Source organism: Kumtagia ephedrae (genome assembly GCF_003012745.1).
In the GTDB taxonomy this organism is placed as follows: Bacteria; Pseudomonadota; Alphaproteobacteria; order Rhizobiales; family Rhizobiaceae; genus Kumtagia; species Kumtagia ephedrae.
Window position 1 is genome coordinate 83,883 of sequence record NZ_PXYK01000003.1, and the last position, 12,704, is coordinate 96,586.

The 12,704-nt window shown below is 66.4% G+C and carries 15 protein-coding genes; 4 read left to right on the top strand and 11 right to left on the bottom strand.

What is annotated here, in order from left to right; all coding sequences use genetic code 11:
* The first annotated feature begins 142 nt into the window (after positions 1-142).
* The gene (locus C7I84_RS03610; protein WP_106770795.1) at positions 143-493 is read left to right on the top strand and encodes a VOC family protein; all 351 of its coding nucleotides are present in this window, start codon (positions 143-145) and stop codon (positions 491-493) included.
* Between the two features lie 123 nt (positions 494-616).
* Here C7I84_RS03610 and pcaF read toward each other — a convergent pair whose 3' ends face one another.
* The 3 genes from pcaF to C7I84_RS03625 are packed head-to-tail and all read right to left on the bottom strand — an operon-like array spanning position 617 to position 3,469.
* The gene (pcaF, locus tag C7I84_RS03615) at positions 617-1,822 is read right to left on the bottom strand and encodes a 3-oxoadipyl-CoA thiolase (RefSeq protein WP_106770796.1); all 1,206 of its coding nucleotides are present in this window, start codon (positions 1,820-1,822) and stop codon (positions 617-619) included.
* Between the two features lies 1 nt (position 1,823).
* Entirely contained in the window at positions 1,824-2,615 is a 792-nt protein-coding gene (locus C7I84_RS03620) for a CoA-transferase subunit beta (RefSeq protein ID WP_106770797.1), read from the bottom strand.
* Positions 2,612-3,469: a CoA transferase subunit A gene (locus C7I84_RS03625; protein ID WP_106770798.1), complete on the bottom strand. Its 858-nt coding sequence runs from the start codon at positions 3,467-3,469 to the stop codon at positions 2,612-2,614. The genes C7I84_RS03620 and C7I84_RS03625 overlap by 4 nt, the downstream gene beginning before the upstream one ends.
* A gap of 116 nt (positions 3,470-3,585) precedes the next feature.
* Between C7I84_RS03625 and C7I84_RS03630 the strand changes: the two genes are divergently transcribed.
* Complete coding sequence (locus C7I84_RS03630) at positions 3,586-4,359, top strand: IclR family transcriptional regulator domain-containing protein (protein WP_106770974.1); 774 nt, start codon at positions 3,586-3,588, stop codon at positions 4,357-4,359.
* A gap of 16 nt (positions 4,360-4,375) precedes the next feature.
* On the opposite strand, the gene C7I84_RS03635 is transcribed toward C7I84_RS03630, so the two are convergent.
* The 4 genes from C7I84_RS03635 to C7I84_RS03650 all read right to left on the bottom strand — a co-directional run bounded on the left by C7I84_RS03635 (position 4,376) and on the right by C7I84_RS03650 (position 6,805).
* The gene (locus tag C7I84_RS03635) at positions 4,376-5,095 is read right to left on the bottom strand and encodes an MBL fold metallo-hydrolase (RefSeq protein ID WP_106770799.1); all 720 of its coding nucleotides are present in this window, start codon (positions 5,093-5,095) and stop codon (positions 4,376-4,378) included.
* A gap of 156 nt (positions 5,096-5,251) precedes the next feature.
* Positions 5,252-5,791 carry a copper chaperone PCu(A)C gene (locus C7I84_RS03640; RefSeq protein ID WP_106770975.1) on the bottom strand — a complete coding sequence of 180 codons (540 nt, stop codon included), beginning with the start codon at positions 5,789-5,791 and terminating at the stop codon, positions 5,252-5,254.
* Positions 5,792-5,888: 97 nt separating this feature from the next.
* Positions 5,889-6,302 carry a hypothetical protein gene (locus C7I84_RS03645; RefSeq protein WP_207770962.1) on the bottom strand — a complete coding sequence of 138 codons (414 nt, stop codon included), beginning with the start codon at positions 6,300-6,302 and terminating at the stop codon, positions 5,889-5,891.
* Positions 6,303-6,367: 65 nt separating this feature from the next.
* A complete protein-coding gene (locus C7I84_RS03650) occupies positions 6,368-6,805 on the bottom strand; it encodes an Lrp/AsnC family transcriptional regulator (protein ID WP_106770801.1) in 438 nt (145 codons plus the stop codon).
* A gap of 134 nt (positions 6,806-6,939) precedes the next feature.
* Here C7I84_RS03650 and rocF point away from each other — a divergent pair, with 134 nt between their 5' ends.
* Together rocF and C7I84_RS03660 are read left to right on the top strand one after the other, a co-directional pair.
* A complete protein-coding gene (gene rocF / locus C7I84_RS03655; RefSeq protein WP_106770802.1) occupies positions 6,940-7,860 on the top strand; it encodes an arginase in 921 nt (306 codons plus the stop codon).
* A 1-nt stretch (position 7,861) separates the two neighbouring features.
* Positions 7,862-8,929: an ornithine cyclodeaminase gene (locus C7I84_RS03660; RefSeq protein WP_106770803.1), complete on the top strand. Its 1,068-nt coding sequence runs from the start codon at positions 7,862-7,864 to the stop codon at positions 8,927-8,929.
* A gap of 16 nt (positions 8,930-8,945) precedes the next feature.
* Here the strand turns inward: C7I84_RS03660 and C7I84_RS03665 are convergent, their stop codons facing one another.
* The 4 genes from C7I84_RS03665 to C7I84_RS03680 form a co-directional block, all read right to left on the bottom strand.
* Complete coding sequence (locus C7I84_RS03665) at positions 8,946-9,089, bottom strand: DUF2474 domain-containing protein (RefSeq protein WP_106770804.1); 144 nt, start codon at positions 9,087-9,089, stop codon at positions 8,946-8,948.
* Complete coding sequence (gene cydB, locus C7I84_RS03670) at positions 9,089-10,096, bottom strand: cytochrome d ubiquinol oxidase subunit II (RefSeq protein WP_106770805.1); 1,008 nt, start codon at positions 10,094-10,096, stop codon at positions 9,089-9,091. Before cydB ends, C7I84_RS03665 begins: the two co-directional genes overlap by 1 nt.
* Before the next feature lie 3 nt (positions 10,097-10,099).
* Entirely contained in the window at positions 10,100-11,521 is a 1,422-nt protein-coding gene (locus C7I84_RS03675; RefSeq protein ID WP_106770806.1) for a cytochrome ubiquinol oxidase subunit I, read from the bottom strand.
* 301 nt (positions 11,522-11,822) lie between these two features.
* Complete coding sequence (locus C7I84_RS03680) at positions 11,823-12,650, bottom strand: cyclase family protein (protein ID WP_106770807.1); 828 nt, start codon at positions 12,648-12,650, stop codon at positions 11,823-11,825.
* Between the last annotated feature and the right edge of the window lie 54 nt (positions 12,651-12,704).

Here is a 12,704-nt window from a genome sequence, read left to right on the forward strand (position 1 = left end):
CCGCGCTCCGCCCGGCGTCGTCCGATCTCGCCCTCGACGAACTCATGCTTGGTCGGAATGGGATACTGGACGGAAGGCGATATGCTGTTATCTGGACCGGTGGGTGGCACTACTGCACTGCGCCGCAGGCGAGGAGCCAGCTATGAAAGTCAACCGCATCGTCGCCAACGTCGCCACCGATGACGTCGCCGCCGCCAAACACTTCTATGGCGACGTGCTCGACCTCGACGTGCTGATGGATCTCGGCTGGATCGCCACCTACGGCAACGCCGAGACGATGAGCGTGCAGGTCAGCATCATGTCGGAAGGCGGATCGGGAACGCCGGTGCCCGACATGTCGGTCGAGGTCGATGATCTCGACGAAGCGCTTCGGCGCGTGCACAAGGCCGGCATTGCCGTCGAATACGGCCCTGCGGAAGAGCCGTGGGGCGTGCGCCGCTTCTTCGTGCGCGACCCGTTCGGACGGCTGGTGAACATTTTGGCGCATCGCTGAGGACGAAATCGACGGCGTCGGCGTTGGACTCGAGGCTCCGCAAACGTCGGGTGGACAGCGGAGCGCTGTCCTGCCGACGTTTTCAATGTACTGGCCGTCGGCGACCCTGGTGGATGGCTTCCGTTACACGCGCTCCAGCGCCACCGCGATGCCCTGTCCGACGCCGATGCACATGGTCGCCAGCGCCAGTTTCGCGCCGCGTTCGCGCAGTTCCAGCGCCGCGGTGCCGGTGATGCGAGCGCCCGACATGCCGAGCGGATGGCCGAGCGCGATCGCGCCGCCGTTCGGGTTGACGTGATCCGCATCCTCGGCAATGCCGAGTTCGCGCAGCACGGCGATGCCCTGCGAGGCAAACGCCTCGTTCAGTTCGATCACATCGAAGTCTCTCGGCGAGATGCCCAGCCGCGCGCACAGTTTTTTTGTCGCCGGCGCCGGGCCGATGCCCATGATGCGCGGCGCCACGCCGGCGGCCGCGCCGCCGAGGATGCGGGCGACCGGGGTCAGGCCGTGCTTCCTCGCCGCGGCTTCCGAGGCGATGATGAGCGCCGCTGCGCCGTCATTGACGCCCGACGCATTGCCCGCCGTCACTGTGCCGCCCTCGCGGAACGGCGTCGGCAATCTTGCCAGCGTCTCCACCGTCGTGCCGGCACGCGGGTGCTCATCCTTGGCGACGACGACGGGTTCGCCTTTCCGCTGCGGGATCGTCACCGCAACGATTTCCTTCGTAAGTCGGCCGTTTTCCTGTGCCGCCACGGCTTTATTCTGGCTGCGCACGGCAAAAGCATCCTGATCTGCGCGTGAAATCGCAAAATCCTCGGCGACGTTCTCGCCGGTCTCCGGCATGGAATCGATGCCGTACTGCTTCTTCATCAGCGGGTTGACGAAGCGCCAGCCGATGGTGGTGTCGTAGATTTCGGCGTTGCGCGAGAAGGCGCTGTCGGCCTTGGGCAGGACGAAAGGCGCGCGGCTCATCGATTCGACGCCGCCGGCGATCATCAGCTCGGCCTCGCCCGCCTTGATGGCGCGCGCGGCGGCGATCACCGCGTCCATGCCGGAACCGCACAGCCGGTTGATCGTGGTGCCCGGCACCTCCTGGGGCAGGCCGGCCAGCAGCAGCGCCATGCGCGCGACGTTGCGGTTGTCCTCGCCGGCTTGGTTGGCGCAGCCGAAAATCACGTCGTCGACCGCGGCCCAGTCGACCGCCGCGTTGCGTTCGGCCAGCGCCCGCAGCGGGATGGCGCCGAGGTCGTCGGTGCGCACGGAGGAGAGCGCCCCGCCGAACCGACCGATCGGGGTGCGGATAAAATCGCAGATATAGGCTTCGGTCATGCTAGGCCGCCTTCCCCTTCTTCGCGGTCCCCGCATGCGCCGCCTTTGTGCGGGCCTGCAGGTCGCGCAGCGTCTTCAGTTCCAGTTCGGTCGGGGCAGGGGTTTCCTCCAGCCGCTCGGCGAACTTCACCGTCCAGCCACAGGTCTCCTGCACCGTCTCACGGGTGGCGCCGGGATGCAGCGAGACCACGGTGAACTCCCTGGTCTCAGGATCCGGCTTCCAGATCGCGAGGTCGGTGATGAGCAGGGTCGGGCCGGCCGTGTCAATACCGAGGCGCTTGCGATGATCGCCGCCGTCGCCATGGCCGAAGGAGGTGAAGAAATCGATCTTCTCGACCATACCGCGCTTCGACTGCGCCATGGTGATGTAGACCTGTTGCGACGAGGTGGCTATCTCCGGAGCGCCGCCGCCACCGGGCAGCCGGGTCTTGGGATGCGCGTAGTCGCCGATGACGGTCGTGTTGATGTTGCCGAACTTGTCCAGTTGGGCGGCGCCGAGGAAGCCGATGGTGACGCGGCCGCCCTGCAACCAGTAGCGGAACATCTCCGGCACGGAGACCGTGGTGACGGCCGTCTCGCACAATTCCCCGTCGCCGATCGACAGCGGCAGCACGTCGGGCGCGGTGCCGATCGTGCCGCTCTCGTAGATCAGCGTGATGTCCGGCGCGTGCGTCAGCCGCGCCACGTTGCAGGCGGCCGACGGCGCGCCGATGCCGACGAAGCAGACGTCGTCGCTCCTCAGCGCGCGCGAGGCGGCGATCGTCATCATCTCGTTGGGCGTGAAGTCGCTCATGCCGCTTTCCTCAGATGCGCGACGCGCCCGGCGAAATCGTCGGCGCTCTTTTCGATGACGTTTTCCTGCATCCACGCCCGAAATCTCTCGCGGTCCGAGGCAATCTCGTCCCATTCCAGGTAGGCGGCATTGTCGCGGGCGTAGTAGCCGTGGGTGTAGGACGGATGCGAGCCGCCGGGCACTACGGCGATCGCATGTACCGTCCAGGACGGCAGGATGCAGGCATTGGGATGGATGCCGGCGAAATTGTCCACGACCTCCTCGACCGTCACCACCGCGCGCTTGGCCGCCAGCACGGCCTCCTTCTGGATGCCGATGATGCCTTCCACCAGCACGTTGCCCTTGTGGTCGGCTTTTTGCGCGTGGATGAAGGTTACGTCCGGCCTGAGCGCTGGAACGGCCGCCAGTTTTTCGCCGGTGAAGGGGCAGACGATCGACTTGATGTTCGGATTGACCCTAGCCAGTTCGGCGCCGCGATAGCCGCGAAAGACCGCGCAGGGCAGACCGGCCGCGCCCGCCTCGTAGGCGTTGGCCATGGCGGCGTGAGAATGCTCCTCGATCTCCAGCGGCTGCGGAAAGCCGTTCTCGACCGCGTCGCGCAGGCGCCGCAGCAACCCGACGCCGGGATTGCCGGCATAGGAGAACACCGCCTTGTTGGCCATGCCCATGCCGATCATCTGGTCGTAGACAAGGTCCGGCGTCATGCGCACCAGCGTCAGGTCCCTAAAACCCTGGCGGATCGCCTCATGCGCGGCCGCGGTCGGGATCAGGTGGGTGAAGCCTTCGAAGGCGGCAGTGTCGCCGTCGTTCAAGTTATCGGACACCGCCCGGCTGAGCGGCAGGAACGTCGCCATGGCACCACCTCAATCCAGAAAGTTCGAATTGCGAACTTTTGTTTTATATGCGATATTATCCGGCCGATGCCGCCGAAGTCAATGAGGCGGTCTGCCGCTTGGAGAACACCGCGTCCATGCCTGACACCATGCCGTCGCGCGACCTCGTCGGCTCGCTGGAGAAAGGGTTGGGCGTGCTGGAGATTCTTGCCGGTAACCCGGCCGGGCTGACGCTGACCGAGACAGCGGAGCGGGCCGGGCTGACGCGGGCCGGCGCCCGGCGCCTGCTGCTCACGCTGGCCTCCGCCGGCTATGCCAGTCAGACCGGCCGGCAGTTCGTGCTGTCGCCGCGTCTTCTCTCGTTGGCGCGGACCTGGCTCGAAGGCACATCGCTCTGGTCCTTCGCCGAGCCGTTCATGCGCGAAGTCGCGGCCGGGATGAACGAATCCTGCTCGGCCGCGGTGCTGTCGGGGCATGACGTCGTTTATGTTGCCCGCATTCCCGGCGCCCGCATCATGCGCGTCGCCCTGCAGGTCGGCACGCGGCTGCCGGCCTATTGCACATCGATGGGCAGGGTGCTGCTCACCGGAATGACGCCGGAGCAACTGACCGAATTTCTGGCCGGGGCTCGGATCGAGGCGAACACGTCGAAGACGATCACCGACCGGGGCGAGATCGCCGAAAGGGTGCGGCAGGCCGCGGAGCAAGGGTTTGCGATCGTCGATGAGGAACTGGAACTCGGCTTGCGCTCGATCGCCGTGCCGGTACGCGACCGCCAGGGAAGGATCGCTGCGGCGATCAACGTATCCACCCAGTCGGCGCGTTTTTCGGTGGCGGAGATGAGGCGCACCGTGCTGCCGCCGCTCAAGCGCGCGGCGGCGCGGATCGAGGATTATTTCGCGGTTCAGTGAAGACCGCACCTTCAGTCTAACGTCCCGCCTTGTCCTCGACATAGCCGCGCGCGATCTCGTGCAGGCGCGCCCTGCCGAAGCTGGCGCCATGTCCGCCATGGACGACGCTCACGTCGAGCTCGGCCAGTCGCCGCATGGTGCGGACATAGTCCGGAATATCCGCTCCGGTTATGTCGTCGATCAACTGGTCGTCGTAGATCGCGTCTCCGGAAAAGAATTCGCCGTTCCGCTCGTCGAGCAGGCCGATCGACCCCGGCGAATGTCCGGGCAGATGCAGCACGCGAAAGACGCGGCCGCCGGTATCGATACTGCCGCCTTCGCCGAGCAGCTCGATCAGCGGTGCCGGCATGAGCCTGTAGTCCTCGAGCCGATAGCCGGGTTCCGGCAGCCGCTCCAGAATGTCCTCATGATTGACGAACCACGATGCGAAGGTGCCTTCGTCGTTCATCGTGGAAAAGACCTCGGCCTCGGCTTCATGGCCGGCGCGGCGCGCATATTCGTGGAAACTGCCGACATGGTCGACATGCGCGTGGGTAGCTACCGCGAGCACCGGCCTGCCGGAGCCCGGCAGGGCGGCCGACAAGCTGGCGACGCCGTTGCCGAAATCAAGCTGGATGTCGAAGTCGCGACCCTCGATCCGGTAGAGATTGGCGCGGAAGAAGGGGTGGACGAAGGGTTCCGTGATCAGCGTGACGCCGGGCGACACCGGACGGATATCGAACCAGGTCTCCGGCATGGCGGCTCTCCCTGCAGGTCGGTAGACTGCGTCAGCTTAACGGGGAAGAGGCGGGGGCGCCACGTCGTGCTCCCGCTCCCCTGTCCGACTGGCGCCCTCGTGGTTCAAGAGCCAGACGCAGGCCGGCGCAGGCGCTGCTCCCGAAACCAGAGCCGCCTAATGCTGCGAGTGGTCGGCCTCGCCGCTCTTCGCCTCGACGGCGAATTCGACGTCCATCGTGCCGGCCTTCTCGAAGGTCAGGGTTCCCGGGAACTTCACGCCGGCCTTGGGCTCCTGCTTCAGGTCCATGAACATGATGTGGAAGGAGCCGGGCTTCAGCGCGACCTCGCCATGAGCGGGGATGTCGATGCCGTCCGGGACGGGGCGCATGGTCATCACGCCGTCGGCGTTGACGCTCATCTCGTGGATTTCCGTCTTGCCGGCGATTGCCGAACTCACGGAGAGGAGGCGGTCGGCCTCCGCTCCGTGGTTGTTGAGCACCAGGTAGCCGGCAGCGACCTTGGCGCCGGCCGGTACCTCGCGCGACCAGGGGTGGTCGATCTCGATCTCCCCGAGCTTAAACTCGTGCGCCCAGAGCGGACGCGAGAGGGCGAAGAGCAGCATGAGCGTGAAAGCCGCGAGGCCGATCCGCTCCTCGATGCTGCGGAAGCGGGCGAGAGCGACGCTGCGCGTCGGCGTGTTTGGGAAGGGTTTCATCGGGGTGTCCATGGATTGGGCTGCGGCTCGAATGGCCGCGCGAACGGAAATGAGCGGGATCGACTGCCCGGTGGCGCAGACGCCACCCGGCGGTCCGTCAACCGGCGCGAGGCGGCGCTCGCGGGCTGGCCGGATCATGCGGGTCGGCCGGAACGGCGATTTCCCGCGCGAGCAGAGGCGGCGTACCCGGCCCGGTCGGAAAGGCGACGGCAAGCCACGCATGAAGCGGTGGCAGCGCGGCAAGCGGAGCGCCCGTCGCACAGCCCAGCAGGCAGCATGCGGGCGGCGGGCCGTGCTCGGAGCCGGGCGCCGGCAGGTCATGGTTGGCGCTGGTGATGCAGAGCGGATTGCCGAAGGCATCGAGCGGAACGTGCTGCCTGCTGGCTGCCAGCGCGAAGCTGCCGGAGAGCGCCTGGACGAGCAGCAGCCAGGCCGCGGCGAGCGCGACCCCGAGCCTCCGTGCTGTCCAGCCTTTCCTCACCCGCAAAACCTTCGATCGTTCGACCTTCACGTAGCATGGCGAGGCACGTCAGCGAACCCGCATCGTCGCGCTGCGGCAACGTGCCGTGCTCCGAGCTACAGCCGCGCCCTGGTCGTCCGCGGCGTGGCGAGCAGCAGGCTGGTCTCGGAACCGGTGATGCCGGGGATCAGGCGGATGCGCCGCAGCACGGCGTCGAATTCGGTCAGCGTGGCGGTGCCGAGCTCGACCACCAGGTCCCAGCGGCCGTTTGTCGTATGGACCGTGGAGACCTCGGACAGGCCGCCCAGCGCGCGGATCACCCGGTCGGCGGCGTGGCCCTCGATCTCGATCATCATGATGCCGCGCACCCGCTGGTCGACCGCGTCGGCGCGCAGGATGACCGTGTAGCCAAGAATCTCGCCCGACTTCTCCAGCCGCTCCATGCGCGCACGCACCGTCGCGCGCGACACGCCGAGATCGATCGCGAGGTCGGAGATGCTGCGCCGCGCCTCGTGCCGCAGCAGGGTGATCAGCTTTTCGTCGAGCGTGTTCATTCTGCCGATTTGGTGGTTGAACCGACCGTTTTGCTAGCATGAATGAATAAATTTGCCAATTTTACCTGTTCGTTTCGCCGGTCTTTGCGGGTGAAATCCTTTCGACTCACAAGAACGAAGACGAGGGTTTCACCATGCTGTGCAGGATCGTTGGCGCGCCCGTCCAGGACGGCGCCGGCCGCATGGGCTGCGAGATGGGGCCGAGCGCGCTGCGCACTGCCGGTCTGGTCGCGGCGCTGCGTGAACTCGGCCATGAGGTGGAAGATCTCGGCGCCGTGCAACCGGCCGCCCCGCGGCCGGTCGTCCATGGCAACGTGGCACTGAAAGCGCTGCCCGAGATTTCAGCCTGGACGGCGGTGATCGCCGAACGCGCCTATCAGGCGAGCGATAGCGGCATGCCGATCTTCCTCGGCGGCGACCATTCGATCTCGGCCGGCACCTTGGCGGGGCTCGCCCGCCGCGCTGCCGAGCGCCGCCGGCCGCTCTTCGTGCTGTGGCTCGACGCCCATCCCGATTTCCACACGCTCGACACCACGAGCAGCGGCAACCTGCACGGCGTGCCGCTCGCCTATGCCGCCGGCCAGCCGGGTTTTTCCGGCTATTTCCCCGATTTGCCGGCGACGGTCGATCCGAAGCGCATCTGTGCACTCGGCCTGCGCAGCGTCGATCCGGCCGAGCGCCGGGCGCTGGCGGAGGCCGGCGTCACCGTTCACGACATGCGCGCCGTCGACGAGCACGGCGTCGCGCCGCTGCTGCGCGCCTTCCTGGAGCGTGTCGCGGCGGAAGACGGCCTCCTGCATGTCAGCCTCGACGTCGACTTCCTCGATCCGTCGATCGCGCCGGCCGTCGGCACGACGGTGCCCGGTGGCGCCACCTTCCGCGAGGCGCATCTGGTCATGGAGATGCTGTCTGACAGCGGGCTCGTCGCCAGCCTCGACCTGGTCGAGCTCAATCCCTTCCTCGACGAGCGCGGCCGCACCGCCACCCTGATGGTCGATCTCACCGCCAGCCTGATGGGCCGCCGCATCATGGACCGCCCGACCCGGAGTTTTTGACATGTCCGCGCCCAAGCTGAACATCGTCCCCTTCGTCAGCGTCGACCACATGATGAAGCTGGTGCTGGCGGTCGGCATCGAGCGCTTCGTGACCGAGCTGGCCGACTACATCGAGGACGATTTCCGCCGCTGGGAGCTGTTCGACAAGACGCCGCGAGTCGCCTCGCACAGCCATGACGGGGTCATCGAGCTGATGCCGACCAGCGACGGAAAGCTGTACGGATTCAAATACGTCAACGGCCATCCGAAGAACACGCGCGCGGGCCTGCAGACCGTCACGGCCTTCGGTGTTCTGGCCGATGTCGGCAGCGGCTATCCGATGCTGCTCACCGAGATGACCATCCTGACGGCGCTGCGCACTGCTGCCATGTCGGCGGTCGCCGCGAAATACCTGGCGCCGCAGGGCGCCCGCACCATGGCGCTGATCGGCAACGGCGCGCAGGCGGAGTTCCAGGCCGTTGCCTTCAAGGCGATCGTCGGCATCGACCGGCTCCGTCTCTACGATGTTGATTCAAGCGCCTCGCGTAAGTGCGCGAAAAACCTGGCGGGAATGGGTTTCGACATCGTCATCTGCGCCTCCGGCCAGGAGGCGGTCGAGGGGGCAGACATCATCACCACGGTCACTGCCGACAAGCAGTATGCGACCATCCTCACCGACAACATGGTCGGCCCCGGCGTGCACATCAACGCCATCGGCGGCGACTGCCCCGGCAAGACGGAACTGCATCGCGACATCCTGCTGCGTTCCGACATCTTCGTGGAGTTCCCGCCGCAGACGCGCATCGAGGGCGAGATCCAGCAGCTTGCCGCCGACCATCCCGTCACCGAGCTCTGGCAGGTGATCGCCGGCCATGCGCCTGGCCGCTCGGGTGAGCGGCAGATCACGCTGTTCGATTCGGTCGGTTTCGCCATCGAGGACTTTTCGGCGCTGCGCTACGTCCGCGACAAGCTACGCGACACCGGCCTCTACGAGGAACTCGACCTGCTCGCTGACCCGGATGAGCCGCGCGACCTGTTCGGCATGCTGCTGCGCGCCGAGGCGGCGCAGGCAAAGGCGGTGGTGGGGTAGGGAGCGGCACCAACCCTTATACTGTCAGCCCCGCAAGATTCATGATCAGGCGGAAGGCGAGCGCCACCAGCCCGAGCGCCAGCACGCTCGCCGTCCAGATCAGCACCAGCCAGCCGATCCGCTTCAGCCAGGAATCCGGCGCAGGCGAGGGGGCTGCCATCAGTGGTAGCCTTCGCCGGCCTTCACCTTGCCGCGGAAGACGTAATAGGACCAGGCGGTGTAGGCGAGGATGATCGGGATGATGAACAGTGCCCCGACCAGCGCGAAGCCCATGCTCTGCGGCGGCGCCGCGGCCTCCCGAATGGAAACTTCGGGCGGGATGATGTTGGGCCAAAGGCTGATGGCGAGCCCGCTGTAGCCGAGGAACAGCAGGAACAGCGCCAGCACGAAGGGTGCGACATGCGGCGTCCGGCCGAGGCTGTGGAGGATGGCCCAGGCGCTGGCCAGCACCAGGATCGGCACCGGCGAGAAGAAGACGATGTTGGGGAAGGTGAACCAGCGCTCGGCGATCGCGGGATGGGCGAGCGGCGTCCACAGGCTGACCAGGCCGATGACGACGACCAGCGCGATGGTGATCGGCCGCGCCAGCGCCACCATGCGCTCATGCAGCGCCCCCTCGGTCTTGATGATCAGCCAGGTGCAGCCGAGCAGCGCATAGGCGACCAGCAGTCCCAGTCCGGTGAACAGGCCGAAGGGCGTGATCCAGTCGAGCGCGCCGCCCGCATAGGCGCCGTTCTGCATCGGAAAGCCGTTGAGAAAGGCACCGAGCGATACGCCCTGGAAGAAGGTGGCGAGATAGGAGCCGCCGGCGAAGGCCCAGTCCCAGTAGCGCTTGTGGTGCTCGTCGGCCTTGAAGCGGAACTCGAAGGCGACGCCGCGCCAGATAAGCCCGAGCAGCATCAGCACCAGAGGCAGATAGAGCGCGCTGAGGATCACCGAATAGGCCAGGGGGAACGCCGCCAGCAGCCCGGCGCCGCCCAGCACGAGCCAGGTCTCGTTGCCGTCCCAGACCGGCGCCACGGTGTTGACCATGACGTCGCGGTCGTCGCGCTCGCCGACGAACGGGAACAGGATGCCGATGCCGAGATCGAACCCGTCCATGACGACATACATCATCAGGCCGAAGCCGATGATGACGGCCCAGATCACCGGAAGATCGATGCCCATGATCTAGCTCCTCGCCTGTTCGGTCGCGTCGGGATGGTCGGGCGCGGCAGAAAGCGGGCGGGCGGGCCGCGCGGCGCTGCTGCTGCCGCCGGTCGGCTCGTCCTCGCCGGTCTCGGGTCCCTTGCCGACCAGCTTCAGCATGTAGCGCGTGCCGATGCCGAATATGAAAAGATAGGCGACCACGAAGATGACGAGGGTGACGCTCATGGTGAGCGCCGAATGATTGGACACCGCATCTCGGGTGCGCATAACGCCGTAGACGATCCAGGGCTGGCGGCCGATCTCGGTCGTGTACCAGCCGGCGAGGATGGCGATCAGCCCGGCCGGGCCCATCCAGGTGGCGAAATGCAGGAAGGGCCGCGACCGGTACAGGACGCCGCGCCAGCGCTGCAATAGCGCCCAGCCGCCGAGCAAAAGCATCAGCAGGCCCATGCCGACCATGATGCGGAAGGTCCAGAAGACGATGGTGGAGTTGGGCCGGTCCTCGGGCGGGAAGTCCTTCAAGGCGGGAACCTGGCCGTCCCAGCTATGGGTCAGGATCAGGCTGCCGAGATGCGGCACCTGCACAGCGAAGCGCGTCGTCTCGGCCTCCATGTCGGGCCAGCCGAACAGGTTGAGCGGCACGGCCTCGCCCGGCTTGTTCTCCCAATGGCCTTCCAGCGCCGCGATCTTGGCCGGCTGGTGCTCCAGGGTGTTGAGGCCGTGCAGGTCGCCGACGACGACCTGGATCGGCGCTGTGACCAGCAGCATCCACATCGCCATCGACAGCATAGTGCGAACGCGGTCGTTGTCGTTGCCGCGCAGCAGATGCCATGCGGCCGAAGCGCCGACAAACAGCGCCGTCGACAGATAGGCGGCGATGGTCATGTGGGCGAGGCGATAGGGGAAGGAGGGGTTGAAGATCACCTCGAACCAGTTCACCGGCACCACGATGCCGTCGACGATCTCGAAACCCTGCGGCGTCTGCATCCAACTGTTGGAGGCGAGGATCCAGGTGGCCGAGATCAGCGTGCCCAGGGCCACCATGATGGTGGAAAAGAAGTGCAGCCCCGGCCCGACGCGGTTCCAGCCGAACAGCATGACCCCGAGGAAGCCTGCCTCGAGGAAGAAGGCGGTCAGCACCTCATAGGCGAGCAGCGGACCGGTGACACTGCCGGCGAAGGCCGAGAAATAGCTCCAGTTGGTGCCGAACTGGTACGCCATGACGAGGCCCGAGACCACGCCCATGGCGAAGTTGACGGCAAAGATCTTCGACCAGAAATGGTAGAGGTCGCGGTAGACCGTGTCGCGCTTCCACAGCCAAAGGCCTTCCAGCACGGCGAGGTAGCTCGCCAGCCCGATGGTGATGGCCGGGAATATGATGTGGAAGGAGATGGTGAAGCCGAACTGGATGCGCGCCAATTCCAGTGCCGTCAGGCCGAACATGCCGCGCCTCCCACGAAGCCGGCCCGGCCGGATCGCGCTGGGTCGAGTCCGGCCGTCGCCTGTACGGATGAATACCTCGATCGAGCGGCTATGGTCCTCGGCCGGTGGGTCACGGCAGGTCCTCTCGCTTTGGTTGCTGCACCATAGCCTATTCGGCCGGGAGGGTGCAGTCCTTGCGGCGTTGCGCCACTGCGACGCTCCGTCCCGCGGGCCGGGAACGGCGAGAGGTTCGGCCGCCCACCAGGCCCGCGGGCCGCTTCTCCTTGCGCGCGGATCTCTGCCGGGAGGGGCTATTTTCCTCTCAAACCAGCGCGAAAATCCGTGCCGGACCGCCGGTGCCGCCGCGCACCTTCGGCGCACCGACGACGATGGTCGCACCCTTGGCCGGAACATTGCCGAGATTGGCGACGCCCTCGATGCCGTAGCGGCCGGACGACAGCCAGGTCTTGTGGACGATGAAGTCCGGCGAGGCGCCGAAATCGAGCGACAGCGTGTCCACCGCGATCGCTTTGATCGACGGCTGCTCGATCAGATACTGCGCCGCCTCGACATGGAAGCCGGGGAAATGCAGGCTCTTGCCGTCGGCGCTGGCGTTGCGGAATTTTTCGGTGCCGAGATGCGCACCCCAGCCGGAATGCATGGCCACGACCGCACCGGCCGGCAGATCGCCGTTCTTGTCGACCCAGGCCTTGATGTCGTCGGGGGTCACTTGCGCATCCGCGTTCTCGGCCGCCTTGGCGGCGATGTCGATCACCACCAGCGGCGCGATCAGGTCCTCCACAGGCAGTTCTGCGACCGACTTGCCGTCGGCGGTGAAATGCAGCGGCGCGTCGATATGCGTGCCGGTATGCTCGCTCACGCGCAGTTCATAGAGGTTGAAGGTGTCCTTCGCGAAGTCGAACTTCTTGTCATAGAAAAGCTGCTGTCCGCCGAAATAGGTCGGGAAGGTGTCGTACAGTTCGTGCGTAAGATCCTCGGCCTTGGTCGGGGTCTCGGCTGCGAACAATGGCGCCGGCGGGGCGGCGACGGCAAGCGCGGCGCCCGCTGCCGCGGCCAGCCCGCCCCTGAAGAAGCTGCGGCGGCTCAGCATGTCGGATTTGACGGCGTCGATGACGCAATGATGGCACATGGTTCTTGCTCCCTCTGGCTGTGCAGGAGACAAGAGTGATTGGTTGGCGAAGTG